The sequence below is a fragment of the Pseudomonas sp. 008 genome, from assembly GCF_016861935.1.
Lineage (GTDB): Bacteria > Pseudomonadota > Gammaproteobacteria > Pseudomonadales > Pseudomonadaceae > Aquipseudomonas.
This window is the reverse complement of the sequence record NZ_BOMA01000005.1, coordinates 287753-313818: the sequence shown is the minus strand read 5'-3', so window position 1 is coordinate 313818 and position 26066 is coordinate 287753. Positions and strand designations below refer to the sequence as shown.

The 26066-nt window shown below is 59.5% G+C and carries 26 protein-coding genes and 3 pseudogenes; 9 read left to right on the top strand and 20 right to left on the bottom strand.

The annotated features are described in order from the left end of the window. Positions 1-79 precede the first annotated feature (79 nt). The 13 genes from JUI81_RS13025 to JUI81_RS12965 form a co-directional block, all read right to left on the bottom strand. Positions 80-1108: a proline racemase family protein gene (locus JUI81_RS13025; RefSeq protein WP_204124412.1), complete on the bottom strand. Its 1029-nt coding sequence runs from the start codon at positions 1106-1108 to the stop codon at positions 80-82. A gap of 25 nt (positions 1109-1133) precedes the next feature. Beyond that, a complete protein-coding gene (locus tag JUI81_RS13020; RefSeq protein ID WP_028939785.1) occupies positions 1134-1856 on the bottom strand; it encodes an amino acid ABC transporter ATP-binding protein in 723 nt (240 codons plus the stop codon). After that, positions 1849-2499 (bottom strand): amino acid ABC transporter permease, encoded by a 651-nt coding sequence (locus tag JUI81_RS13015; RefSeq protein ID WP_204124411.1) that lies wholly within the window; start codon positions 2497-2499, stop codon positions 1849-1851. Before JUI81_RS13015 ends, JUI81_RS13020 begins: the two co-directional genes overlap by 8 nt. Before the next feature lie 10 nt (positions 2500-2509). Further along, entirely contained in the window at positions 2510-3175 is a 666-nt protein-coding gene (locus JUI81_RS13010) for an amino acid ABC transporter permease (RefSeq protein WP_018928302.1), read from the bottom strand. Then, on the bottom strand, positions 3168-4946 hold the full coding sequence (locus JUI81_RS13005) for an aconitase X (RefSeq protein ID WP_204124410.1): 1779 nt from the start codon (positions 4944-4946) through the stop codon (positions 3168-3170). The genes JUI81_RS13010 and JUI81_RS13005 overlap by 8 nt, the downstream gene beginning before the upstream one ends. Positions 4947-4956: 10 nt before the next feature. Next, the gene (locus JUI81_RS13000) at positions 4957-5775 is read right to left on the bottom strand and encodes a transporter substrate-binding domain-containing protein (RefSeq protein WP_019581953.1); all 819 of its coding nucleotides are present in this window, start codon (positions 5773-5775) and stop codon (positions 4957-4959) included. Positions 5776-6203: 428 nt separating this feature from the next. Next, complete coding sequence (locus JUI81_RS12995; protein ID WP_204124409.1) at positions 6204-6566, bottom strand: DUF6124 family protein; 363 nt, start codon at positions 6564-6566, stop codon at positions 6204-6206. Between the two features lie 408 nt (positions 6567-6974). Beyond that, entirely contained in the window at positions 6975-7724 is a 750-nt protein-coding gene (locus JUI81_RS12990) for an AraC family transcriptional regulator (RefSeq protein WP_138867116.1), read from the bottom strand. A gap of 71 nt (positions 7725-7795) precedes the next feature. Next, positions 7796-9049, bottom strand: a complete 1254-nt coding sequence (locus JUI81_RS12985) for an FAD/NAD(P)-binding oxidoreductase (protein ID WP_204124471.1) — start codon at positions 9047-9049, stop codon at positions 7796-7798. Next, positions 9046-9282, bottom strand: coding sequence for a (2Fe-2S)-binding protein (locus tag JUI81_RS12980; protein WP_008074690.1), 237 nt, complete (start codon positions 9280-9282; stop codon positions 9046-9048). The genes JUI81_RS12985 and JUI81_RS12980 overlap by 4 nt, the downstream gene beginning before the upstream one ends. Beyond that, positions 9275-10390 (bottom strand): FAD-binding oxidoreductase, encoded by a 1116-nt coding sequence (locus tag JUI81_RS12975; RefSeq protein ID WP_204124408.1) that lies wholly within the window; start codon positions 10388-10390, stop codon positions 9275-9277. Before JUI81_RS12975 ends, JUI81_RS12980 begins: the two co-directional genes overlap by 8 nt. Continuing rightward, on the bottom strand, positions 10387-11319 hold the full coding sequence (locus JUI81_RS12970) for a 4-hydroxyproline epimerase (protein WP_204124407.1): 933 nt from the start codon (positions 11317-11319) through the stop codon (positions 10387-10389). Before JUI81_RS12970 ends, JUI81_RS12975 begins: the two co-directional genes overlap by 4 nt. Positions 11320-11424: 105 nt before the next feature. Continuing rightward, positions 11425-12096, bottom strand: a complete 672-nt coding sequence (locus tag JUI81_RS12965; protein ID WP_007935506.1) for a GntR family transcriptional regulator — start codon at positions 12094-12096, stop codon at positions 11425-11427. A gap of 150 nt (positions 12097-12246) precedes the next feature. Between JUI81_RS12965 and JUI81_RS12960 the strand changes: the two genes are divergently transcribed. Beyond that, a complete protein-coding gene (locus JUI81_RS12960) occupies positions 12247-12594 on the top strand; it encodes a hypothetical protein (protein WP_019581959.1) in 348 nt (115 codons plus the stop codon). A gap of 109 nt (positions 12595-12703) precedes the next feature. On the opposite strand, the gene JUI81_RS12955 is transcribed toward JUI81_RS12960, so the two are convergent. Next, complete coding sequence (locus JUI81_RS12955; RefSeq protein WP_204124406.1) at positions 12704-14827, bottom strand: TonB-dependent siderophore receptor; 2124 nt, start codon at positions 14825-14827, stop codon at positions 12704-12706. Between the two features lie 189 nt (positions 14828-15016). Here JUI81_RS12955 and JUI81_RS12950 point away from each other — a divergent pair, with 189 nt between their 5' ends. From JUI81_RS12950 to JUI81_RS12930, 5 genes are all read left to right on the top strand, one after another. Continuing rightward, a complete protein-coding gene (locus JUI81_RS12950) occupies positions 15017-15379 on the top strand; it encodes a metalloregulator ArsR/SmtB family transcription factor (protein ID WP_096480769.1) in 363 nt (120 codons plus the stop codon). 47 nt (positions 15380-15426) lie between these two features. After that, complete coding sequence (locus JUI81_RS12945; RefSeq protein ID WP_019581962.1) at positions 15427-16431, top strand: ArsJ-associated glyceraldehyde-3-phosphate dehydrogenase; 1005 nt, start codon at positions 15427-15429, stop codon at positions 16429-16431. Between the two features lie 9 nt (positions 16432-16440). Next, the gene (gene arsJ / locus JUI81_RS12940; protein ID WP_018928291.1) at positions 16441-17661 is read left to right on the top strand and encodes an organoarsenical effux MFS transporter ArsJ; all 1221 of its coding nucleotides are present in this window, start codon (positions 16441-16443) and stop codon (positions 17659-17661) included. Positions 17662-17999: 338 nt separating this feature from the next. After that, positions 18000-18599 (top strand): trypsin-like peptidase domain-containing protein, encoded by a 600-nt coding sequence (locus tag JUI81_RS12935; RefSeq protein ID WP_019581963.1) that lies wholly within the window; start codon positions 18000-18002, stop codon positions 18597-18599. 138 nt (positions 18600-18737) lie between these two features. Next, positions 18738-19640 (top strand): universal stress protein, encoded by a 903-nt coding sequence (locus JUI81_RS12930; protein WP_204124405.1) that lies wholly within the window; start codon positions 18738-18740, stop codon positions 19638-19640. Here JUI81_RS12930 and JUI81_RS12925 read toward each other — a convergent pair. Further along, on the bottom strand, positions 19634-20050 hold the full coding sequence (locus JUI81_RS12925) for a hypothetical protein (RefSeq protein ID WP_111453690.1): 417 nt from the start codon (positions 20048-20050) through the stop codon (positions 19634-19636). The two genes, JUI81_RS12930 and JUI81_RS12925, sit on opposite strands and share 7 nt — an antisense overlap. 380 nt (positions 20051-20430) lie before the next feature. Here JUI81_RS12925 and JUI81_RS12920 point away from each other — a divergent pair, with 380 nt between their 5' ends. Next, on the top strand, positions 20431-21267 hold the full coding sequence (locus JUI81_RS12920) for an undecaprenyl-diphosphate phosphatase (RefSeq protein ID WP_019581965.1): 837 nt from the start codon (positions 20431-20433) through the stop codon (positions 21265-21267). 66 nt (positions 21268-21333) lie between these two features. Here JUI81_RS12920 and rfaH read toward each other — a convergent pair whose 3' ends face one another. Genes rfaH through galU form a run of 3 tightly spaced genes read right to left on the bottom strand, consistent with a single transcriptional unit; the run spans position 21334 to position 23151 of the window. Beyond that, positions 21334-21840, bottom strand: a complete 507-nt coding sequence (gene rfaH / locus JUI81_RS12915; protein WP_204124404.1) for a transcription/translation regulatory transformer protein RfaH — start codon at positions 21838-21840, stop codon at positions 21334-21336. Continuing rightward, positions 21837-22268, bottom strand: a complete 432-nt coding sequence (locus JUI81_RS12910) for a phosphomannomutase (RefSeq protein WP_204124403.1) — start codon at positions 22266-22268, stop codon at positions 21837-21839. The genes rfaH and JUI81_RS12910 overlap by 4 nt, the downstream gene beginning before the upstream one ends. Before the next feature lie 49 nt (positions 22269-22317). Next, entirely contained in the window at positions 22318-23151 is an 834-nt protein-coding gene (gene galU / locus JUI81_RS12905) for a UTP--glucose-1-phosphate uridylyltransferase GalU (RefSeq protein WP_018928284.1), read from the bottom strand. A gap of 659 nt (positions 23152-23810) precedes the next feature. Between galU and JUI81_RS12900 the strand changes: the two genes are divergently transcribed. Beyond that, entirely contained in the window at positions 23811-24251 is a 441-nt protein-coding gene (locus tag JUI81_RS12900; protein WP_172901207.1) for a low molecular weight protein-tyrosine-phosphatase, read from the top strand. Between the two features lie 46 nt (positions 24252-24297). Further along, positions 24298-24673 (top strand): annotated as a pseudogene (locus tag JUI81_RS12895) (Wzz/FepE/Etk N-terminal domain-containing protein); the annotation flags it as partial. Here JUI81_RS12895 and JUI81_RS12890 read toward each other — a convergent pair. Both JUI81_RS12890 and JUI81_RS12885 read right to left on the bottom strand, forming a co-directional pair. After that, positions 24633-25616 (bottom strand): annotated as a pseudogene (locus tag JUI81_RS12890) (IS630 family transposase); the annotation flags it as partial. The pseudogenes JUI81_RS12895 and JUI81_RS12890 sit on opposite strands and share 41 nt — an antisense overlap. Positions 25617-25774: 158 nt before the next feature. Further along, a pseudogene (locus JUI81_RS12885) lies at positions 25775-26023 on the bottom strand (transposase); the annotation flags it as partial. Positions 26024-26066 lie beyond the last annotated feature (43 nt).

Sequence of the window (26066 nt, the reverse complement as noted above, 5' to 3'; positions counted from 1 at the left end):
ATATTTTAAATGCCGATGCTCGGCCAGTGGTTTTTTCAATCAATCAGGGGTTTTGGGTTGCCGTTGGTCTGGGGGAGTTTCAGGCACCTGGCCAGGTGTCTGACAGGCGATAGCCCTGTGGCCAGGGATCGCTGGGGTCGAGCAGCAATTGGTGGGTGCCGGTGATCCAGGCCCGGCCGGAAATGCACGGGTAGATCGCCGGGCGGCCGGCCACTTCGGTCATCGAATCGATGCGGCAATGGAATTCGGAACCGAGGATCGAACGGCCGATAAAGCGCTCGCCGACCTGCATCAATCCCTTGGCCTGCAACACCGCCATACGCGCCGAACAACCAGTGCCGGTGGGCGAGCGGTCGATCTTGCCGGGTTGAATCACCACGGCGTTGGCCCCGGTGGCGATGCCATTTTCAACCACGATGGGCGCGGCAATCTGGCAGAAGGAAATATGCGACCACTCGGGGTTCAGCGGATGGACGAAGCCCAGTTGATCATTGGCCGCGCGGGTGATTTTCAACCCGACCTCGACCAGCTCGGCCGCCTCGTCAGGGCGGATGGAAAAGCCCAGGCGTTTGGCGTCGGCGATGACAAAACTGTCGCCACCGTACGCGGTGTCGACCTGTAACGAGCCGAAGCCTTCGACTTCGATCCAGGCGTCGAGGCGATCAGCGAAGGAGGGCACGTTCTTGATTTCTACCCGTTCGACCTTGCCGTCACGGCAATCGGCCACGGCCTCGATCAAGCCTCCGGGCGCTTCGAGCACCAGCCGGGTTTGCGGTTCGGTCATCGGCAAGATGCCGCTGTCGAGCAGCACCGTGGCGACGCACAGCGAGTTGGAGCCGGACATCGGTGGCGTGTCGGCCGGTTCCATGATGATCCAGGCCATTTGCGCCCGAGGGTCCTTGGCCGGCACCAGCAGGTTGACGTGGCGGAACACGCCGCCGCGGGGTTCGTTGAGGACGAAATTGCGCAGGGTTTCATCCTTGGCGATCCAGCGCGATTGTTCCCACACGGTGGCGCCGGGCGGTGGGGCGACACCGCCGACGATCACATCGCCGACTTCGCCTTCGGCGTGGCAACTGACCACATGAATGACTTTCGATGAACGCATGGCTGACTCCTTTTATCGCCGGTCGTTATTTCACTGATTTGAGAAACGCCGCCGTTTCCGCATGTATCGGATTGCCAATCACCTGATCCGGCGAGCCGATCTCGTGCACCAGGCCATTGCGAAAGAACGCCACGCGGTCGGACACATCGCGGGCAAAGCGGATTTCGTGGGTCACCAGCACCATGGTCATGCCGTCTTCGGCGAGCATGCGCATGGTGTCCAGCACCTCGCCGACCAGTTGCGGGTCGAGGGCCGAGGTGGCTTCGTCGAACAGCATGTAGTCCGGCGACATGGCCAGGGCGCGGGCGATGGCCATGCGTTGCTGCTGGCCTCCGGACAACTTGCCGGGGAAGGTCTTGAGCTTGTCGCCAAGGCCCACGTGGGTCAGTTGCTGCACCGCCAGCTCTTCAGCTTCGGCCTTGCTTTTGCCCAGCACTTTGCGCGGCGCCAGCATCACGTTTTCCAGCACGGTCAGGTGCGGGAAGGCATTCCATTGCTGGAACACGATGCCGATTTTCTGCCGCAGGCGGTTGAGGTCGGTGGCGCTGTGATGGACCTCGACGCCGTCGACCCGGATGTTGCCTTTCTGGATCGGCTCCAGGCCGTTGATGCACATCAGCAGGGTCGATTTGCCGGAGCCCGAGCCGCCGATGATCGACACCACTTCGCCCTTGTCCACCGTCAGGCTGACACCCTTGACCACGGCCAGATCGCCGAAGGATTTATGTACGTTGTCGATCTCAATCATTTTCTTGCCACCTTCTTTCCAGACGAGCGCCCAGGCGTGCAACCACCAGGCTCATGACGTAATAGATAAGGCCCGCGATGCACAGCACCAGCAACGGTTCCTGAATGCGGGTGACGATGGTTTGCGAGGCGCGCAGCAGTTCGACGATGCCGATCCACATCACCAGCGCGGTGTCTTTCATCACCCCGAGCACCAGGTTCAGCCAGCCGGGGAAGGCCACGCGGGTGGCCATCGGCAGGACGATCCAGCGCAGGTCCTGCATAAAACTCAGGCCCAGCGAACGACTGGCCCGCCGCAAGGTGAACGGCACCGACAGCACGCCGCTGCGCACGATCTCGGTGAAGTACGCGGCGGTGTAGACCCCCAGCACAATGCAGCCGACGCTGAATGCACTGATGTTCAAGCCGACGATGCTTTTGAGCGAGTTGAACAGCACGAACTGGATCAACAGCGGCACACTGCGAAACACGTCCAGCACCCAGGCCAGGGGCAGGCTGGCGCGTGGCAACAGCGCTCGCAGCAGGCCAAACAACAGCCCGGCGAAGGAGCCGAGGATGATCGACCAGAACGTCAGTTGCAGGGTGACCCAGGCGCCGTCGAGCAGGAACAGCAGGTCATTCCAGGAAAAACTGGTGGAAAACATGGTCAAGCCCTCAGTAACGGAACAACCGCCAGGCCATCAGCCGGGCTGACGCGACGATCGCCTTGGCAATCAGGTAATACAGCGCGGCGGCGATGGCGAAGTATTCGAAGGTGCGGAACGTTTTGACGTTGTAGTCCTGGGTCACCCCGGTCAGGTCATTGTTCAGCCCGACGATCACCCCCAGCGACGTCATCAGCACCGCCCAGACCATCTGATTGGTCAGCGGGTAGAAGACGATCCGCAACAGCTGCGGGACGATGATCATGCGGTAGGCCTGGAAGGCACTCATGCCCAGCGAACGCGCGGCGCGCACTTGCGTGTCGGGTACGGCCTTGAGGCCGCCGCGAAAGTTCTCCGCCAGATACCCGGCATTGTTGAAGGTGATCCCGGCGAGCAGGGCGAACCATGAGCTGACGTGCAAGCCCAGCGAGCCGAGGCCGAAGTAGAGGACGTAGATCTGGAACAGCGACGGGGTGTTGCGCGCGATCGATACCCAGCCGTTGCCGATGCCGCGCAGCAGCGGGGTTTTGCTTTCGCGCATCACCGTCAGGGCCAGGGCGATCAGCACGCCGAAGATCATCGACAACGCGGCGGTCTCGAAAGTGACCCAGGCACCGGCGAGCATGTCCGGCAGGGCGCGCAGGGTGGCGCGCCATTGGAAGGTGTAATCAAACATGCGCGAGCGTCTCCAGAGGGGTGGCAATGTTCAGCCAGGCCGGCAGACGACCGCTGGCCTTGGCACTGCAAGCGGTATCGACACATTCAGCCAGGCTGGCGAAATGCACCTTGCGGCCCACCAGACCGGGTGCGTAATGGGCGTATTTGCCGGAGTTGGTCATCAAGGTTGTTGCACCCGGCGGGATCACCGGTTCGCCGAGCATGCACCAGCAGGTATCGGTGACCAGGGTCGCGCCGAAGGCTTCGATCACGGCGATATGCCCGGCTTCGCGAGCCTGCTCCAGCACGGCGCGGCCGCAAGTAATGGCGAGGACCACGTCGGGGTGTTTGTGCCGACCCAGGCACAGTCGCGCCAGGTGAGCGAACTCGCTGAGGGAGAAATGCGGGTTACCCAGCGAGACCACATCCACCCGGCTGTCGCGGGCACTGTTGAGTTCGCGCCAACTGACCAATAGATCCTTCAGACGGATTGTTTCCACGGGCAGGGCTACATCTCCCTCCAGCACCTGCGCCGGGTCGATAGCTTCCGGGGTGATCCCGGCGATATGGAACAAGGGAGCGGCGGAGGTGGTGGCAAACGCTGCGCCGAACGCCTTGAGGTCGTCCAGGCTCGGCTTGCGGTTTTCCAACCCGCGCACCAGTGGAATCCGGCTGCCCGCCAACGCGCCGATGTGGTAACCGAGCAGCGGGTAGAAGGCATCGTCCAGTTCGCCCAGGGCGGGCACCTCGACCTGCAGTCGGGCCTTGCGTTGTGCGTCCAGGTGGCAGCCGATCAACGGGGCGCGGCCGGTCAGGGCGATGCAGATATCCAGGTAGTCCGGGTACTTCAGGGTGCGTGCCCCCAGCACGCTGTTGGCGTAGACCACCGCGTTGGATTCGGCCCAGACGATCTGCTCGCCCGCCTTGGGTGCGCTGTCGAGCAGGTAGGGCGCACAGGTGAAACTGAGTTGCGCACCCATCGCCATATAGGCATCGCCCAAGGCACTGGCCGGTTCGCCGAGCGCCGGGTCGATGCCCAATTCGCGCCAGCGACGCTGGTCCACGGAAATCGAATTGAGGGTGGTGGGCACCCGCACGTTGGCGCCCCATTGCACCAGTTGTTCGGCAAAGCGCAGGCTCGCAGGTCCGGTGTAGATGCAGCCGTCGATGTGTGCCTGGGTGACATCCACCAGGCGGCGGGCACCTTGCAGTTCGGCCATGCGCAGAACAATCTGCATGGCCACTTGTGCAGCCTTGCCATGTTGGCCGTCGAGTAGCGCCCGGTCGTGTTCGGTGAGTTCGAGCGGGGCGCTTGGGTCTTGCGTTTGCAACGGGCTGTCGAGTGCCTGCCAGGCATCGCCCGGCAGGTGTTCGAACACGGTTACCGAGGCGCCGTCGACCCGAGCGAAGGCCTTGCCGCGCAACGCGGCGAAGGCCTCCCGGCCGATGCACAGCACCGGCAGGGAACGCTCGAAAATCGTCTGCGCCACGAGCACGCCCAGGGTCAGGATCTCATCGGGTTCGGCCAGCACCAATGCAGCCGGTGCGTGACCGTTGCTGATCAGTTCCATCAACACGCTACTGCCGGTGCACGAGCCGCGACCGCTGGGAATGGCCAGCACGCGGCCGGCCAGGTATTCGCCGCTGAGCGGATGGTGACGGTCAATGATCTCGCCGCTAAACGGATCGACCCCGCCCCAGAAACTCAACCCGACATCGGCGAACAGCAGGGCGCCCTCGGCGGCGCCCGCGACCAGGCTACGACCGGTCAGAGAAGTGGGCCTAGGCATGCCGGACACCTCAGTAGTAGACCTGGGGCACGGTCAGGTTGGTCGGCGGGATTTCAGTGCCGACCCATTTGACGAACAGCTCTTTGTAACGACCGGTGCGCACCTGTTGGTTGACGAACAGGTTGAGGTAGTTGAGCAGGCCATACTCGTTACGCTTGGCGCCGAGGGAGACATAGTCGATCACGTACGGCGCGTTACCGGCGACTTTAAGGTTTTTGTATTTGCCCGATTTGAGGGTGGCAGCGGCCACGGTGTTGGTGACCACGGTGGCGTCGATATGGCCCTGGGCGACGGCCAGCAGGGTGTCGTTCTGCGATTGATAGGCGCGGAAGGTGCCGGTGCCCCAGTTCTTCACGTCTTTCTCCAGAGCGATGGCCTCATAGGTGCCGCTGGTATTACCCACGGGTTTGCCCTTGAGGTCATCGAAGCTGTTGATGCCGGTGTCGTCGCGGGTCAGCACCACCATCTGGAAGGCGAAGTAAGGCACGGTGAGGCCCACGGTCTTGGCCCGTTCGAGGGTGTCGGAAGTGGAGGCGACAATCACATCGGCCCGCCCGGAGACCAGCGCCGGAATACGGTCCGGGAACGGCGTCTCGACCACTTCGGCCTCGACCCCGAGGATTTTCGCCAGATCACGGCAGTAGTCCACGTCGAAACCGGCCGGGTTGTTACCGGCATCGCGGAAACCCATGGGCGGGAAGTCCAGGGTCACGGCGCAGCGCAGCTTGCCCGAACCGATGATGTCGTCGAGCTTGTCGGCCTGGGCGGTGGCAATGAAAGAGGTACTGAGAACAGCGCTGAGGGCTACGGCAAATGCGGGGTTTTTCATAGAGGCCTCGTTGATGTGAAGTGCTGCTGGATATCGTATTGGGGATTTCGTATACGATATTAAATATAGCAATCAGCGTGCCCGTTTCCAGGCCGAGGCGTGAATTTGTTGGCAGACCTTGGAAGTAGAGGTGTTGCGGTGCGTCAGAGTGACGCCGTGAGGAGCGGGGGCCGCGATGGTGGGTGTTACAGATGGGAGCAATGGTTGTGCGGGGCGCCCCTTTAGGGAACATCGGCGCCCTGCGATCACCCCGTGCTCTGACACACCCATGTGGCGAGGGGGCTTGCCCCCGTTGGGTTGCGAAGCGACCCCAAAACCTGCAACCGCGGTGTATCAGAGAAATCGCATACACCGGTTTTACGACTGCTTCGCAGCCGAACGGGGGCAAGCCCCCTCGCCACAACAAGCCCCTTTGCCACAGATTCTGGCTAGCCCTGCGGATCGAGGTTATCCAGCACTCGATTCACCGCCAATTCACCGAGCATGACCACCGATTGAATCCCCAACATCACGTTGCGATGGGGCATCTCCATCAAACCGGCGAACTCACTGAGCATCATGCTGGCTGACGCCAGGGATTCGCAGGCATTGACCAGCAGGGTTTCGTTATCGACCTTCGCACCCACATGGTAAATGGTGCTGGGTTTGCGCTTGGTGTCTTTGGGGGGGGGGGGCGGTTTGAGGTAATGATCGAGGGCGCGGTCGGCGGCTGCGTGGAGCTTTTTCGAATCGAGGGATTCGTAGGGGGAAACGTCGTCGGTTTCCGGTGGATTTGGCGTTGGTTTGAACATAGATGGAACTCCATATGTGATTAGAGGAGCCATCACTCTCGCTACCAAACGAAGAGGTGGTGGCCATACGAAGGTTGGTAGACCGGCCCACATGGCAAAACCGGCGTGCCCGAGGGCACCCTACGCATGGCCACCATAAATACAAATGCTGAAGAAGCACCTGCATAAGGTGAAGCTATGCGACATGTGAACGGCGGGCTACCAAACCCGATCGCTGTTTTTTTCAGCGACAGGGAAACGATATAGCCCGGGCCACAGGCGCACTAGCCGGCGGATTCTGGCGTAGTCGTAGGCAGAGGCGCAAGGATGTGTAGCCTGGGTGAGTATCTGGAGATGTCTATTAAACATCGCCTGTTTATTGGTCTTACTGTGGGTTGATCATTCCCATGCTCCGCGTGGGAACGATCCTTAGCGCTGAGTATCGCGATACTGGCTCGGTGACAGACCGGTCAACGCACGAAACTGTCGGCTGAACGCACTGTGGTCGGTGTAACCGCAGCGCAGGGCGATCTCGGTGATCGGCAGGTCGCTGTGCAGCAGCAACCGCGAGCCTTCTTCCAGGCGCGCCTTGTTGATCATCTGCCGTGGCGTGAGCTGGAACACCCGCTTGCAGTGACGCTCCAGTTGCGCCACGGAATAACCGGCGATGGCGGTCAGTTCGGCGAGGCTGATGGGGCGGGCGAAGTGGCTGCGGATGTGTGCGTCCACGGCGGCGAGTTTCTGGAACGCGGGGTGATTGGACTGTGGCGATTGCAGGTCGCGGGAGATCCCGGCCAGGCCCACGATGTGACCCTGTTCATCCTTCAAGGCGAGTTTGTGGGTCAGGCACCAGATCGGCTGGTTGCCGTAATACAGGTGCAGTTCCAGTTGGTCGGCCATCTCGCGGCCGCTGGACAGCACCCGCCGATCCTGTTCGGTGTACAGCGGGCCGAAGCGTTCCGGGAAGACCATCTCGGCGGTGAGCCCCAGCAGATCCTCGCGATGTTTGAAACCGCAACGCCGGGCCAGGGTCTGGTTGACGAAGGCGTAGCGAGCTTCGCGGTCCTTGATGAAAAACACCACGTCCGCCAGGGTGTCGAGCAGCGGCGCAATCGGCTGCAGGCTGTTCAACAGCGTGGGCAGATCGCAGGGTTTGAAGGTGCTGAGCGAGGGGTACATGGCGCTGGGGTCTGAGGGCGACCCCGGGATCATAGAGGCTCGACAGCGCGGCTGAAACCCCCGAGGGGGTTTCAGGCTGGCGGGGTGTCGTCCAGGCACATCAAGGTCTCGATTCGTGCCGGGCTGAAGGGCGGGCGGGGGGCCGAGGGTTGCCAGCCAAACAGGTGCTGCACCGCGCCACCACACACCCGGCCCTGACAGGCGCCCATGCCACAGCGACTGGCCAGTTTGGCTTCACGCCAGTCGGTGTGCCCGGTCAATGCGCCGTAGGGCACGTCTTCGCAGCGGCAGACCAGGGTGTCGGGGCGGGCCAGGGATTTGAGTTGCGGGTCGAGGGCGAAGGCCTGATTCAGTGCCTTGGCGAAACCCTGCCAGCGTGCCCGGCGTGGCCACAACTGGCGTGCCGCTTCAAGGTCACCGACCGCCGCGTGGCCAGCAATGGCACCTTCGACCAACGCCAGTTCACTGCCACCAAACCCGGTGCATTCTCCCGCCGCATAATGATCGACGCGACTGGCCTGCCAGGCATCCACGGCCAACGCCTGACCCTCGATGGCGTAACCCAGTGCCTGGCCCAATTGAATGTTCGGGATCAAGCCGAAACCACAGGCTAACCGATCACATTCAAGTTCGATGATTTTGCCCTGCTGTTGCAGGCGCACACCTTCCAGCCGGTCAGTGCCAAGGGCGGCCAGCACATGCGTCGCGGTGCGGTAATGGCGGTCGAACAGGCTGAACGATTGCAGCCATTTGCCAGGCCAGCGGGGCAGTTGCACGGCGAAACCGGCGACGGCGGTGCGCGAGGCTTGCTCGGCGATGCGCTGGATCTGCGCGCCGTGTTTTTTCGCGGTGGCGGCACTGGCCAGTAACAACGGGCCGCTGCCGGCGATCACCACGCGCTCACCCTGCACCGGCAGGCCCGCCTTGATCAGCGCCTGCAAGCCACCAGCGCCGGTCACGCCGGGCAACGTCCAGCCGGGGAAGGGCAGCAGCAACTCGCGGGCGCCGGTGCACAGAATCAGCTTGTCGTAACTGATCAGCCAACCGGCATCGTCATTTTCGACCAACAGTTGTTTCGGACCGGGACTGGCGATCACCCGGGTGCCGGCGTGACGGCGGATGTTGCTGCACGCCTGCAAACGTTCACGCAGGCGACGGGCCTGATCGGGCACATTGGCTTGCGGACCATCACGCCAGATTTGCCCGCCCGGCAGCGGATTGTCGTCGAGCATGACGATGCGTGCGCCACTGGGGGCAGCGGCAAGAGCAGCGGCCATGCCAGCGGGGCCGGCTCCGATGATCAGCAGATCGGCGTATTCGTTCATGGGCATGTCTGCACCTGCATGCCGTCACGGCACAGAGTCTGGCAGGCCAGGCGTCGCCGGCCGTCGATGGTCACCCGGCATTCCTGGCAAATGCCCATGCCGCACAGCGGTGCGCGGCGTTGGCCACTGACCGAAGTGCGCGTGCAGCCGTCGCTGCCCAGCGCCAAGGCAGCGGCGACGCTGGTGCCCTCGGCCACCTTCAAGGCGCGGCCGTCCAGCAGTAATTCAGGCATAGACGGGTTCTCCGAGGAAACGCTGGGGCAGATAGGGTTGCGCGGCCAGTGGCGGGGTTTCGTTGAACAGCTGCGCCACCAGCAAGTCGGCCGTGCCGGGGGCCGTGGTGACGCCCAACCCTTCGTGCCCGACCGCCAGCCACAAGCCCTGCTGCTGTGGGTGCTGGCCAACCAGCGGCAGGCCGTCGGGGCTGGCGGCGCGAAAACCGGTCCAGGCGCGGATGCCGTTGAGCCGGGCCAGCCCTGGCATGTACTCGGCGGCACGCTTGAGCATTTTCGCCAGCATCCAGCCTTCGACCTGCGGGTCGGTGGTGCCGAATTGCCGTGAGGCTCCGATGAACAATTGCCCGGTCGGGCGCGGCTGAATATTGCAGGCGGTCGATGGCCCGGTGGCGTTGTGCGCGCTGGTGACGTAACCCAACTCCACCAAGGTGTGGGTGACGGTGCGGGGGTAGCGGTCGGTAATCAGCAGGTGGCCTTTTTTCGGCTCGATGGGTAATTCCGGGCACAGTTCGTTGGCCTGAACACCGTTGGCCAACACCACCGCTTCGGCCCGCAACCAATGGCCGTCATCGAGGCAAACGCGGTGACCATCGACCGCGCTGACCCGCGCCCGGTGCTGACGGATGTTCGGTGTGTCGAGCATCCAGCGGGCCGTCGCCGGCGCATACAGAATGCCGTCGCCATTGATCAGCAAGCCGCCTTCCAGATCCTCGCGCAGTTCCGGTTCACGCTGACGCAAGGCGCTGGCGCTGACCAGTTCACACGCCACGCCCTGGGCTTTCAGGTTCAGGTATTTGCTGTGGGCGACCGCCATTTCCTCGGCGTTGGCCGCCAGCCACAGTGTGCCGTTGTTGCGGTAAGCGCAGCCGGCGGGCAGGTCTGGCGCCAGTTCGCGCCAGCGTTGCAGGGAATATTGGCTCAGGGCCAATTCGGCCGGGTTGTCATCGAGCACCAGCAGGTGGCCCATGCCCGCCGCCGTCGCACCGTGCAGGCCGGCGTCCAGCACCAGCACCTGCAAGCCACGACGGGCCAGCGCCTGGGCGCAGGCGGCGCCGATGATGCCGGCGCCGATCACGATCACATCGGCCACCAGGCCCTCGCTCATGGGCGAATGCCCCAGGCGAACGGGTCATCCTGTTCGATGATCAAACTGGCTTCGGCGCTGATAAAGGCACGGCCACGAATAGTCGGCACGATGCGCTCGCCTTGCCATTCATAAGAGCCTTCGAACTCGCTGCCGATGACACTGGCCTGACGCCAGATCTGCCCCGGTTGCAACTTGTCGTCGGCCGCCAGGCACGCCAGTTTGGCACTGGTGCCGGTGCCGCACGGTGAGCGGTCATAGGCTTTGCCGGGGCATAGGACAAAGTTGCGGCTGTCGGCTTGATCGTCATCGGCGAACAGTTCGATATGGTCGATCACCCCGCCGTCTTCGCCACGAATGCCCTGGGCTTCCAGCGCTTGTTGCACGGCGTAGGTATAAGCGGTCAGCGCGTCGAGGTTGTCGCCGGCGACCCGCAGGCCATGCTCGGCGATCAGGAAAAACCAGTTCCCGCCCCAGGCAATATCGCCGACCACCTGGCCGATGCCCGGCACCTGCAACGCCAGCGCTTTGCGGTAACGGTAGGCCGGCACATTGCGCACGCTCACCGAATGGTCTTCGTGCAGGGTCGCCTGCACCGTCCCCACCGGCGTCTCGATGCGGTGCACACCGGGGCCGATCTTGCCCAGGTGCGCCAACGACGCCACCAGGCCGATGGTGCCGTGGCCGCACATGCCCAGGTAACCGGTGTTGTTGAAAAAAATCACCCCGGCACAGGCGCTCGGGTCTACCGGTGTGCAGAGCAGGGCACCCACCAGCACGTCGCTGCCTCGTGGTTCCAGCACACAGGCCGCGCGCCATTGATCGTGATGGTCGGCCAGCAACTTACGCCGTTCAGCCATGCTGCCGGTGCCCAGGTCAGGAAAACCGGCGGTCACCAGGCGGGTCGGTTCGCCGCCGGTGTGGGAGTCGATCACGGTGATGCGTTTCATGGGAGGGCCACGTCCGTTCAGATGAGTGAACGCAAGAGTGGCCTGTGCAGCGGGGTGCCGGCTTGATGGATTTATCCTGTGCCGATGACGAAATCGGCACAGCGCTTAGTGAGCGTGGGGCAGGTGTTCGAACAGGGTCTTGCAGACTCCGGCAATGTGTTCGTCAAGCAGCTTCACCGCCAGCTCCACATCGCCGGCACGGCAGGCCGCGAGGATCTCACGGTGTTCGTGATCGGCCCGTTCCTTGCCAGCCGACAGGCTCATTTGCATGCGAAGGTAGCGCTCCAGCTTGTCGTTGACCGAACGAATCAGGCTGACCAGAAACGGCCGTTGTGCCGGTTCGTAAAGGCAGGCGTGCAGCTCCCAATTGAGCTCGGCCCAGCGGCCCACGTCGTCCTCGCCGATGAATTCCTGACAGATGCGCTCGGCCCGGGCGAAGGTTTCTTCGGTCATGTTGGGAATGGCCAGGCGCAGTATTTTGTCTTCCAGCAACATGCGCACTTCGAACATCTGCGCCAACTCGGCATCGGACACCCGCGTGACCATCGCCCCGCGATTGCGCTGGAACATCACCAGCCCTTCGGCCTCCAGCCGCTTGAGGGCCTCGCGCACCGGAATCTTGCTGACGTTGAACTGGCGGGCAATGTCGTCCTGGCGAATCGGCTCATCTTCGGCGAAATGCCCGGCGACGATCGCGTCGCGCAGATGACGGGTGATGATTTCCGAGGTCGAAGGCGTATTGCCAAGGTCGGGAGCGTTGAGTTTGGGTAGGTTCACGGCGGCGGTCGTTTGGAAGTGAGATAGCGATAGGGTATACGAAATCCTTTCGCTGATCTTCCTTGGGCCGTATGAACCTCAGGACGTATGCTGTACCCCGGATCGCTTCGCCACGCAGTGCAGGCTCGACCAATCCCGACTTCAAGGAACATGGATGTGAGAAACAAATACGCAGCGGGTCTGTTTTTTTTACTGACGATTGTGGCTGTTCAATGTGCTTATTCCAGCGGTATGGACGAGTCCGTCGAGAACGCCTCACTGCTCAGCAAAATACTGGATGGGAATGACACGATGAACTTGACCCAGGCTAGCGAATACTCAGCCGAGAATCGTTCGGTCAACATCGATGTAGATCACTCTCCGGAGGAGGCCAAAAAACTTTGCTCCGAAATCAGTGCCATCGTTGAGTATCACGACTTGGTTTTTGCCCCAGGCTGGACTGTGCAGATGACCACCCCAAGCACTGATGGTGCCGTTATCGCAGTCTGCCCGCTTTAAAACGAATGCCTGTCAGTAAACTGCGCAAAACGCGTGGGGGCGAGCAGACTCGCTCCCACGGGTATTTTGCTTACCTGACCGGCAAGGGCGTTTGATTTCAGGTGTTCAGTCAGAACCGGTAGTTGGTACTCAACTCCAGGGTCCGTGGCGCTCCAGGGGTGATCAGGTCCACGGAGCCATGGGCCGAGGCGTAATAGTCCTTGTCGAAGACGTTACGCAAACGCAGCGCCATGTCCCACTTCGGCAGGTTATAGAGCAATGCCGCGTCCACGGTGGTGTAGGCGGGCATGACCACCCGGTTGTCCAGGGCGGTGTAGCGGTCATCGACATAGTTCGCGCCCATGCCGACACGCCAGGTGTTGGTCAGCGAGCGCACCAGCCAGAGGTTGGCACTGTGACGCGGGGTCAGGGTCGGTGTCTGGCCTTCGTTGGCGACGCCATTGGTCCGGTTGTTGGACTTGGTGATCTCGGCATCCAGGTAGGCGTAGCCGGCATAGACCTGCCACTTGTCGCTCAACTGCCCGCTGGCGGTCAGTTCCAGGCCGTCGGTGCGCTGCTCGCCCGACAGGACCAGTTTGGTCGGGTTCGCCGGGTCGGTGGTTTTCATGTTGGTGCGTTCCAGGCGGAACAGCGCCGCCGTCAACGCCAGGCGATTGTCGAGCAGGTCCCACTTGCCGCCGATTTCGAAGTTAGTGGTTTGCTCCGGTTCAAGGTCCTGGTTGGTGGTGCTCAGGGCGAAGACTTCGGAAGACGGCTGGTAAGAGCGACTCACCGAAATGTAGTAGGACTGGACCTGATCAGGCTGGTAGACCAGGCCTGCACGCGGGCTCCAGGTGTTGTCGGTTCGAGACATGGTGGCGCGGGTCAGGTCATCCGAATATTCCTGGTCGAACACGTCATGGCGCACGCCCAGCAGCGCTTTCCAGTTCGGGGTCAGTTCAATCAGATCCTGGACGTAGAAACCGGCCGTGTCCTGGGTATTGGTGCCCTTGGCGGTTTGCCGATTGGCCTGGAACGGTACGGCGACCAGAGCATCGCGGTACACCGGAACCCGCGCTACGTTGTTCTGGCTGAAGACGGATTGATCCTTGACCTGGCGCCCCAGTTCCACACCATAGAGCAGGTTGTGGTTCATCCCGGCGAGCGTGGCCTGTTGCTTGAGTTCGGTCTGGTTGAACCAGCCCTCTTCCTTGCGCTGCACGTTGCCGCGGTTGAGCTTGACCAGCAATTCGCCGTTGGGGGCAGTGACGAAGCGTGTCGGGCTGGAGTCGGCGAGGGTGTTGTTGCGATCCAGGTCGTAGTGGTAGTAGCGGCTGGTGTTGCTCAGGGTGAAGTCGTCGTTGAGGCGGTAGTCGACGCCCGCCGTGAACGAGAACACTTCGCTGCGAGTGTAATCATCATCCGGGTCGGCGGCGCCGAAGCGCTTGTCCCGGTCGACATTGACCGGACGGTTGCCCAGCGCGGGGATGCCGAAGTCGATCAGGCGTTTATCGTAGAGGTACGTGGCGCCCAGATTCAGCTCAAGATCATCGGAGAGCTTGAAGTAGGCCGAAGGCGCAATGGCCTTGCGGTCGATGTAACCGTCATCGCGGAAGGTGTCGCTGTTTTCCAGTGCGCCAGTTACCCGGAAAGCCTTGTCGTTTTGCTGCTGATCGGCCCAGCCCGCATCGAACTGCGTGCGCTTTTTGCCTTCGCTGTCGAAGCTGACACCCACTTCCTGCTTGGGAGTGAAGTTGGGTTTCTTACTGATGCTGTTGATCAGGCCACCGGATGAACCGCGGCCATAGAGCACCGCTGCCGGCCCCTTGATCACTTCCACCCGCTCGACGTTAGACAGATCGCGGAAGTACAGCGCGTCGTCGCGGACGCCATCGACGTACATGTCGCCAATCGCACTGAAGCCGCGAATGGTGACCTGATCGCGCTGGCCATCGCCATTGGAAAGACCGATGCCAGGAACGTTTTTCAGCACGTCTTCCATCGATCGCGCGCCCTGGTCCTTGATCACGCTCTGCGGGATCACGTTCACCGTTTGCGGAATGTCGCGCAGTGGGGCATCGATCTTCAGCGCACTGCGGTTGTCGGTCGGCCTGTAACTTTGCTCGCTGTAATCACTGGTCACAGCGGTGGCAGGCAAGGTGACTGCCGATTGGGTTTCTGCCTGTAAATCGGGGACTGCCAACAGCCCCAGCAGCGAGAGAGAGGCGGGGTAAATGCGCGGTAAAGCCACCATGAGCTCCTTTTTAGTTATGGTGCTAATGATAACGATTACCTTTTGTAAGTAAATAAATATCATTCAGCTATGAAGTCGACACACTGACTGTTGGCGCTTTACCGCACATGCGGAAAAACATATATTCGGCCAATCGCATATAAGCTGATGCTCCGTTGTGACGCATAGCCCAAACCAGCGAGAACCGAAATGTCTGACTCTCTGACGCCGACCACCGTTTTCAAATGCCTGGCTGACGACAACCGCGTCCGCATGATGCTGCTCATCGCCCGTGAGGGAGAGTTGTGTGTTTGCGAGCTGACCTGCGCGTTGAACGAGAGCCAGCCGAAAATCTCCAGGCACCTGGCGCAGTTGCGCACCTGCGGATTGCTGGCGGACCGTCGGCAAGGTCAATGGGTTTACTACCGATTGCACCCGACTCTTCCTGACTGGGTGAATCAGATGCTGATCGTGGCGCTTCAAGCCAACACGCACTGGTTGAGCCCCGATGCCAAACGCCTTGAACAAATGGGCGACCGTCCTGAACGGGCAGCCGCCTGCTGTCCGGCTTGATGATTGCCAAAGCACCCTCCCTGACAACCGCTACAGAGCACCTCGACATGACTATCAAAGTGGGCATCAATGGTTTTGGCCGCATCGGTCGTCTCGCCATGCGCGCCGCCTGGCACTGGCCAGAGTTTGAGTTCGTGCAGATCAACGACCCGGCAGGCGACGCGGCGACGCATGCGCACCTGCTGAACTTCGATTCGGTGCATGGTCGCTGGAATGATCAAGCCAGCGCCGAAGGTAACTGCATTGTCATCGACGGCAAGCGCATCAAGGTTTCTGCCAACAAGGCGATTGCCGATACCGATTGGTCGGGCTGCGATCTAGTGATTGAAGCCAGCGGGAAGATGAAGACTGTCGCGGTGCTTCAGGCGTACCTCGACCAGGGCGTCAAGCGCGTGGTGGTCAGTGCTCCGGTGAAAGAAGAGGGCGCGCTGAACATCGTCATGGGCGTCAACCATCAACTGTTCAATCCGGCGGAACATCGCATCGTTACCGCTGCGTCGTGCACCACCAATTGCCTCGCGCCAGTGGTCAAGGTGATCCATGAAGCGCTAGGCATTCGCCACGGCTCGATCACCACCATTCACGACTTGACCAACACCCAAAGCATTCTCGACCAACCCCACAAGGATCTGCGTCGCGCGCGGGCTTCGGGCATGAGCCTGATCCCGACCAGCACCGGTTCGGCCACCGCCATCGCGGAAATTTTCCCGGAGCTGCGCGGGCGACTGAATGGCCACGCGGTGCGCGTACCGTTGGCCAATGCTTCGCTGACTGATTGTGTGTTCGAGGTCGAGCGCGTCACCACGGTTGACGAAGTGAATCGGTTTCTCAAGGACGCGTCCGAGAACGAACTCAAAGGTATTCTCGGTTTCGAGGAGCGCCCGCTGGTGTCCATCGACTACCGCACCGATCCGCGCTCATCGATCATCGATGCGCTGTCGACCATGGTCATCAACGGCACCCAGGTCAAAATCTATGCCTGGTACGACAACGAATGGGGTTACGCAAACCGCACCGTCGAATTGGCCAGGATGGTCGGTCTGGCCGTTTAAGGAGCGTTGATGAAAGCCTTGTCAGCCCTCGCGCCGTCAGTGCGGCAATACCTGCTTGTTACGGGCAATTACTGGGCTTTTACCCTCACCGACGGTGCCTTGCGCATGTTGGTGGTGCTGCACTTTCACGGGTTGGGCTACAGCCCTTTGCAAATCGCGGCGTTATTTCTGTTCTACGAACTCTTTGGCGTGATCACCAACCTGCTGGGCGGTTATCTCGGTGCGCGACTGGGGCTGAACCGGACCATGAACATCGGGCTGGGAATGCAGGTTGTGGCGCTGTTGATGCTGACGGTGCCAGTCACCTGGCTGACGATTCCTTGGGTGATGGGGGCTCAGGCGCTGTCGGGGATCGCCAAAGACCTGAACAAGATGAGCGCCAAAAGCTCGATCAAGCTGCTGGTGCCTGACGGGCAACAGGGCACGCTTTATCAATGGATAGCCATCCTCACCGGCTCGAAGAATGCCCTCAAGGGCGTCGGTTTCTTTCTCGGCGGGGCATTGCTCGCCCTGATCGGTTTCAGAGGGGCGCTGCTGGCCATGGCAGGCGTTCTTTCGCTGATCTGGCTCGGCAGCTTGATCCTGTTGAAAAAGGACCTGGGCAAGGCGAAAGCCAAGCCCAGGTTCCGCGACATCCTCTCCAAGAGCCGGGCCATCAACATCTTGTCGGCGGCACGGATGTTCCTGTTCGGTGCCCGCGATGTCTGGTTCGTCGTGGCTTTGCCGGTGTACTTGAGCAGCGTTTTTGGCTGGGACTTCTGGAAGGTCGGTGGATTCCTCGCGGCCTGGGTGATTGGCTACGGCATTGTGCAATCGCTCGCGCCGCGGATCACCGGCAAGCAACGAGGGCATGTCCCGGATGGCCGCGCGGCGTTTCTTTGGGCGGTTGCCTTGGCAGGCCTGCCAGCGGCAATCGCGCTGGGGCTGAACACCGGGTTGTCGCCGCAGTGGGTGCTGTTGGGCGGTCTGATGATCTTTGGTGCGTTGTTCGCGGTGAATTCCTCGCTGCACAGCTACCTGATCGTGTCCTACGCCAAGGAAGACGGCGTATCGCTGGATGTGGGCTTCTACTACATGTCCAACGCCATGGGACGGCTGATCGGCACCGTGCTCTCCGGTTGGGTTTTTCAGGTCTTCGGGCTGGAAGCGTGTTTATGGATATCCAGCGCATTTGTTATTTTCGCGGCACTGATTTCTGTTAGGTTGCCGCGGCATTCCAACGTGCTCTAAATCGCTCTAAAAGTGCTGTTTCACGGGTTTTACACTTATTAAGTGTAACTTCCATTTATATTTATTTTGGCGCATGTGACATTTTTCAGGCGCCAAATATTTGAAGTTTTTTATATGTAACGAAAAGCGATTGTTCTTAGCGCAATAAATTCATACACACGCTTACAATCTAAGCCATACATTACCCACCAGAACAGGCGGCGAGGAACAACTACAACAACCTGATCACTAAAAACCTGACATAACAAAAACTAAAATCTCCTTATAAGTCGGTGAACATCATGATTAAAATCATGGCCTACTTTTTAATAGGAGCTGGTATTGCAGGATGCAACGGTATGGTAAAACCCGACTTGTCGGGGCCTGCCAATGATTCATATTTCTCAGTCTTCTCAGGCTTTCCCTTGCCCTATCTGTACACGGCCTCGGCCGTGCAATGGAACGAGGATTACGCCGTCACCACCCGCCACACCCCACTCATTCGCAACGTGATATACAGCTGCAGCACCGGTTGCGACCTGGTCTTCATCAAGCACAAGGCTGACGGCCATTATCCATCATGGCGCGCACCGCGCGTGGGTGAGCACATTACTGCCGTGGGAACGAGCCCGTATATGACAACGGTCAGCGGGCAAGGCAAGGTGTATCCGGCGCCTTTCATCAACAGTGATGAAGGCAGCGGCGAACGCTATGCCATCCATGATGCCCCGATGATCAAGGGAATGTCGGGTGGGCCCGTTATCGCCAATGACGGCAGCATTGTCGGTATTAATGTCGGATTCTTCTCCACCACACTTCACGATGTGAGTTTTCACCCTGGGGTAAAGGGCGCTGAGCGGATCAGTATCTTTATTCCTTACTCGATCATTCAGCGTGAGTGGGGGTTGATGCAGGCACAGCTTAATGATCAGCACGGCACGAAATATGCCCAGAAGTAGTGTTGGGTTGTCACCCGGTTGGTATGGGGTGACAGCTCTTTAGCTCGTTATTGAATCCAGGCGTATATTGATAGTGTCGATCCCGTTAGTTGAGGCGATAGCAGGTCGTCGGTGGTGACGGGGGTCTGGAGGTGTTACATGAGCCAATATCAACGACTCTTTCTGATAGCCGGCCCAGCCATGCGTCACACTCCAGCGTTGGAACGAGCTGTCGCCATCGCCGAAGCCACTGGCGCAGCGCTGCACATCACGGTGTTTATCGAAGACTCCCACCTTTTGGGTTTGATGAGCGCCAGTGCGCGGTTTCGTGAGACCTGTCAGCAAGAGAACGAAAAGTGGCTGAAGGATGAAGCAGATCTGATACGCGGGCGCGGGGTCACGGTAAGCACCGAAGTGCTTATAACCCGCAGCGCGTTGCAAGAGATCCTTCGGCATGTGGCAGAAATGCAGCCGGATCTGGTGATCAAGGACGTGCAGCACGAGTCTGCACTCAAGCGCGTTTTCGTTACGCCTCTGGATTGGCACCTGTTGCGCGAATGTCCGGTGCCTGTGCATCTGGTCAGCGAAGTCAGGTGTCCGCTGCCGCGGGTGATCGTGGCGGCGGTCGATCCGTCGCAACCCGAGACGCAGATCACCGGCATCAACGACCGCATCATCCAGGCAGCGAACGGACTGGCCATGCAATGCAACGCAGAACTGCATCTGCTGCATGCCTATGATCTGTCGCTGACGCATATAGCTGACGCGGGCGCGGGGGCAGTGACGATGCCAGGCTTCAACAGTGACGTGCGCAAGTCTCTGCATAAGTCATTCATCGCATTGGCTGACCACTTTGGCGTGCCCACCGAGCGACAACACTTCGTTGCGGGCCCGCCCGGCAAAGCGCTGGCTGACTTTGCAGCGCATCACCGGGCCGATGTGATCGTCATGGGCAATGCGCATCGCAAGGGGTTGGGCAAGTGGGTGGGCAGTACGACGGAGCATGTTCTGTATCGAGTGCCCTGCAACATCTTCGCGGTCACGGGGTCAGCGGATCAGTGAATGGAGTCGTTGTTAAATGATTCGCGAGGGACGCCTCGGCGACCGGGGCGGTTTTTTTTGTGGGCACGTGCCGAGATGTCCTCGAAGGTCTCGCTATCGGTTGCCGCCAGGAGCTTGCCACCGTCCTTCAGAGTGGCCATGAAGGTCACTTCCGTGTTGTTGCCCGCGAGCAGATAGCCAGCGATGGCACCGACCGGCCCCAACAACATTGCGCCCGCAATGCCCAGGCCGATGGCGCTCTTTATATTCTTGTTGGAATCCGTGTTCTGGATCGTTAGATCTTTAAATTCCGAGACCGGGAAGCTTTTCCCCAGTCGTGGCTTAAGGGCCGTTTTGAGCGTGATGGTACCCGAGTGATATTCCCCGTCGCACTGCGGGAAGTCACCAGCGAGCACTATGATCTTTGCCATGTGGAATGTTCTCTTGGGCGATCATTTTTGGGGTAGCCATTGCGCGCGTCCAAACTCAAAACGTCAACGAGCTGACGATGAGTGGCAGCCATGGATTTGCAACACACAAGTATCAGTCTTCCGGGTCAATTTCTTCATCAGGCGTCCATCTGGCGTCGGGCCGGGCGGGGGTAGGATCGTCCGGCATGGTTATCCCTCCAGTCATGAACGCAAAGCGTAGCAGGCGGATAGGGCCGTCGAGGTGTTCATAGCCCTGGTCATGGACGTTTTATAACGTTTGGCTCAAGCCGGCGGGTAATGCGTTTTAATTCTCCGTTGACCCGACAGATGCTCGGAACCAACAACAGACCTTTCAGCCGAGAGGGGTTAACGGGGGATTAATGGACTTCTGGACCACCACGCAAGTATCGATTCTAGGGCTGGTTGAAGGACTCACAGAGTTTTTGCCGATCTCCAGTACAGGCCACCAGATTATTGCCGCGGACTTGCTCGACTTTGGCGGTGAGCGAGCCATGGCGTTCAATATCATTATTCAGTTGGGCGCTATTCTGGCGGTCGTCTGGGAGTTCCGTCGCAAGATTCTGGACATCACCACGGGTTTGCCGACCCAGCGAAATGCACAACGTTTCACTCTGAATTTGTTGATCGGTTTTTTGCCGGCGGTGGTCCTGGGGGTGATGTTCGCCGACAAAATCCATCAGTATCTGTTCAACCCGATCACCGTGGCCGTGGCGCTGGTGATCGGCGGGATCATCATGTTATGGGCCGAACAGCGCGAGCACGTGGTAGTGGTCGATCACGTGGACGAGATGCGCTGGACCGATGCCTTGAAAGTCGGATGTGCACAATGCCTGGCGATGATTCCCGGCACTTCGCGCTCAGGGTCGACGATTATCGGCGGGTTGCTGTTTGGCCTGTCACGCAAGACGGCCACCGAGTTTTCGTTCTTCCTGGCGATGCCGACAATGGTGGGTGCCGCGGTGTACTCGGGCTATAAATATCGCGACCTGTTCCAGGCCGCAGATTTGCCGGTGTTTGCCCTAGGGTTTGTCGCCGCTTTCGTCTTTGCGATGATTGCCGTGCGCGGGTTGCTCAAGTTCATCGCCAACCATAGTTATGCGGTGTTTGCCTGGTACCGGATCGCCTTCGGTTTACTGATTCTGGCGACGTGGTTTTTGGGTTGGGTCGACTGGAATCACCTCTCGGAAGGGGCGTAGGTTTTCCTGTGTTGATAAAAAACGCCGCTTGTTGAGCGGCGTTTTTGTGTGAGCAACTAAAAGCATCTAAAGCTTGTTGACCCGCGCCAGTGGCAGGCTGATTTGCTGTTCACGCTGCAGCAAATTCATCATCAGCAGCACCCGTTCTTCGCCGTCCATGGCCAGGAACACCGCTTCGAGATCGCAGAACGGACCGTCAGTGATGCGCACCGCATCTCCGTGCTTCAACAGCGTGGTCACGATCGCCTGGCTGTCCGGTTCCTGGAGTTCGTCGATCAGCTCATCGCGGATCGGCAATGGCTGACCACCGAACCCGACGACCCGCGAAACGCCGCGGGTCGAGCGCAGTGGACCCCAACTGTCCTGAAGGCTCAGTTGAATAAACAGGTAGCCCGGAAACAGCGACTCGCTGATCACTCGACGTTGTCCGCGCAATATGCGCTCACGTCTGTAGGTTTTGCGAAAGCAGGCATAGCCTTGGCGCTGCAAATGTTCTTCGGCGCGCTCATCTTGTTTGGGCTTGCACTGGACCAGGTACCAGGCTTTGGTGGCGTGTTCGGCAATCGCGTTCATTCAAATGCCCTCCCTGCATCAATCTGCTCCAGCAGCTCGGTAGTTTTGCGCTGCAGGAGCGAGCTGTCGCCCCGACTCTCCACGGTCAGGCAAGCTACGCAACCCTCGCCCGAGAGGCGCAAGCTGAAGCGCCAGTCGGCAAAGACCAGGTTCAGCCCGCTGCTCTCGTTGAGGTCGAGGGCATCGCGGGCGTAACGCTGCTTGATGCTCGCCAACAGCGCCGGACCATCCTTGACTTGGCGGCGGATCTCCCCGGAAGAGGGAAACGCGCCGATGCGTTCCACCAGCAGTACCGGTGGTTTTCGCACGCGAGGGGAAATCAGTTCCGACGCATAGGCGCGCACGATGCGGTACGCGAGGTTGTGCTTAAGGTCAGTGCTATACGGGTGGCGACTGTCATCTGCCTTGAAACCGCTCAACGTATTCATAGAGGCTTCGTCCATAAGGTGATAAAGACCATATCGGGGGACAGCAACATCACAGGGCGTTTTGATGCAGATGCTCGAAGCAGAAGTTGGTGGCTTCGATATAACCTTCGGCACCGCCACAGTCGAAGCGTCGACCCTCGAACTTGTAAGCCAGTACGCAACCGTTCTGGGCCTGCTTCATCAGCGCATCGGTGATCTGGATTTCACCGCCCTTGCCAGGTTCGGTGTCAGCGATCAGGTCGAAGATGTCGGGGGTCAGAATGTATCGACCGATGATCGCCAGGTTGGACGGAGCGTCTTCCGGACGGGGTTTTTCGACCATGCTGTTGACCCGGTAAATCCCCTCGCGAATCAACTCGCCGGCAATCACGCCGTACTTCTGAGTCTGCTCGCGGGGCACTTCCTGGATCGCCACGATCGAACAGCGGAACTGCTCATAAAGTTTGAGCATTTGCGCCAGAACTCCATCCCCCTCCAGGTTCAGGCACAGGTCGTCGGCCAGCACCACGGCGAATGGCTCATCACCGATCAACGAGCGGCCGCTGAGAATGGCGTGCCCCAGGCCTTTCATTTCCACCTGACGGGTGTAGGAAAAGCTGCAGGTATCGATCAGCTCGCGAGTGCCGTGCAGGAACTTTTCCTTATCGGTGCCACGAATCTGGTGCTCCAGCTCGTAGCTGGTATCGAAATGATCCTCCAGCGCGCGCTTGCCGCGACCGGTGACGATGGCCATGTGTTGCAGGCCGGCGTCACGCGCTTCCTCGACGGCGTACTGGATCAGCGGCTTACTGACGATCGGCAGCATCTCCTTCGGCATGGCCTTGGTGGCGGGTAAAAAGCGGGTCCCATAACCGGCGGCGGGGAACAGGCATTTACGAATCATGGAAGCGTCCTTGAAAGTAGACTGATGGAATAGCTGATGGCAGTAGGAAAGGTTCGATCCAGGCTGGCCGAACCGGTCACGCTGGGGAGTGCGGGCTCGAAGCGGCCCGGTCACTCGAGAAAAATGTTCGCAACGCGCAAGGGGCTGCGAATGGTCTGCACGCCATGCTTCTCGCCAGGCGTGGGCAGGGGAGACATCGAGCAGCCGATTGGCCGGCGAGCATGCCCGGTTGTTCCACGGCATGCTCGTGACGTAACCCGCTGTAAATAGAGTTATTGCCCAAGGCGTCCCTTACCCAACTACTAACCAAATGTTCGACACCCTGGCAATGCATTAGCGGAACGGCTATACATTAGTCATTCGCTATTTCAGTGTAATTTAGATTGAACGGTCGCCAGAAAACGACAACCGTTAGAAATTGTCTGGATAAATTCACTAGCTGTTATTTTCACACTCTGGAGAGTGTGGTGTTATTTTTTGTCTGGATAAAAAGTTGGGGGCTGTTCAAACCTCATGGTAATAAATACGCATTGATTGTCTGAAAGTTTCAGTCGCAGTTCCTGGCCATTATAAGTGCCCGGGCTCATTCGTAATTTAAAGCTCTTATGTTCGGCAAGTGCTAGGTCACCGCCAATGTTGACAAGACGGGGAAGGTCATCTTGCTTAAAAGGGTTTTGATTGTCTGTGTTGGCAATATATGCCGCAGTCCCACCGCGGAGCATTTGCTGCGTGGGGCACTCGTCCATTCCGATATTCAGGTCAGTTCAGCCGGCCTTGCCGCCCTGACGGGCAAGCCCATCGAGCCGACAGCACACGCCGTACTCACGGAGCATGGTCATCTGCCCCATGAGCACCAGGCCGTTCAACTTACGTCTCAAGCCGTTAGTGAGGCGGACTTGATACTGGTGATGGAGCGGCGGCATGTCAGTGGCGTGCTCAACATTGCCCCTGAAGCGCGGGGCAAAGTGTTGTTGTTGGGCAAATGGCAGGACGATCGAGAGATCAGCGACCCCTACCGTCAAGGCAAACCTGCTTTTGTGCACGCTTATGCGTTGATCGAAGAAGCCGTACACGCATGGGCACAGCGCCTGGCACGCTGATGGCCACTTCCTTTTTGAATCGTAATCAAGGCAAAGAATCCGACTTATGCAGCAAGCACCGGTAGTCAACGTGCGGGACGACGACAATGACGAGATTGATCTTCTCGGCCTGTTTGGGACACTTATCGACCATAGCTGATTGCCGCAGTTACCGGCGCCTTCATGGAGGCCGGGGCGGCGTACGCGGTGCTGGTGACGCCGGTATACCAAGCGAATGCATTGTTGCAGGTTGAAGCGAAAAAGAACGATTGTTGGGTGTCTCGGATATCGGCAGCATGTTGGGAAAGGAGATCGCCGAGTCTTCTTCGGCCACCGAGATCGAATTGATCCAGTCCCGCTCTGTGATTGGCAAAACTGTCGACAACTTGAAGCTTGATATTGTCATACAACCGAAGTACTTTCCGGTAGTCGGTGAGTTCCTAGTGTGCTGTTATTCGAAATAACTTGCCCTTCCAACTGCGTCTCCATCGCCTCGCGTGCTCGCCGTATCTTGTTCAAAATTTCCTCGCCCTTTGCGTTCCAAACGTACCGGGTCGGTCGTGCGTTCCGTAATGCCAGGAAGGTGGTGATCGAGCTTTCCAACTCACGTACGGAGCCGAAGCTGCCGTCGTGCAAGAACACGGTAATGTCCCTGAAAAACCGCTCGACCATGTTCATCCACGGGCTGGAGGTCGGCGTGAAATGCACATGGAAGCGCGGATGTTTCGCCAGCCAAGCCTTCACCTTGGCGTGCTTGTGTGTCGCATAGTTATCCACGATCAGATGCAGCTGGAGGTGCTTGGGGGGGGGCTTGTCGATTTTCTTGAGGAAAGCCAACCACTCCTGATAGCGGTGCTGGTGCTCGATGCTACTGATCAGTTTGCCTTGGAGATAATCCAGCGCTGCGAACAGCGTGACCGTACCCTGGCGAGTGTAATCATGGGATTTTGTTTGGATATGACCGATCCCCAGAGGCAGTCCAGGCTGTGTGCGTTCCAAGGCTTGCACCTGACTTTTCTCGTCGCAGCAGAGCATCAACGCCTTGTCTGGCTGGGCCAGGTACAAGCCGATGACATCCCAGAATTTCTCCTCGAACTGCGGGTCGTTCGACAGTTTGAAGGTACGTGTCAGATGAGGCTTCATGTCATTGGCCGCCCACAGTTTATGCACGGTGGTCGCTGATATGCCGGCGGCACGGGCCATGCTTCGGCAGCTCCAGCGGGGCTCGCCGATACGAGGTTGAGTGACCTGTTCAAGCACGCGGCGGATCGTGTCGGCCGGCAGAGGGGATTTGCGTCCTCGGCCAGGCTTGTCGAGCAGGTCTTCCAATCTGAGCGCCTGAAAACACCTGAAGTGTAGTGCAAGCATTGAGAAATTTATTTCGCGAACAGCACAGGGTAGGGAAAGTCTGAAGTAGTCACCGATGTTTTGATATCCCTTCATTGGGCGCTCAAAAAATCGGTGACCTGACAAAATCAGGCTTTGGCGCTTTTTAATTCATGTCTTTTCCTTGAATCACCCCTTTTCTCGGTGCATTTCGCGCATCACGGGCGCACCTCTCCTACATTCAACAACCGCTTTCGCACCATCCACAGATTCGACAACGCGAACAACGTCGTCTGCTGAGCGATGTTTTCCGCCAGACCACGAAAGCGCACTTTCGTATAACCGAACTGGCGCTTGATGACCCGAAATGAATGTTCAACCTTGGCCCTGAGATGGGCCTTGGTGTATTCGATTGTGCGGCGCAGACAACCGATCAAACTCTCCTTGTCGTGCTTTTTTGTAATTGAATGGACTCGCCCAAGCCGAGGCGTCTATGCGCCACGGTGGCAT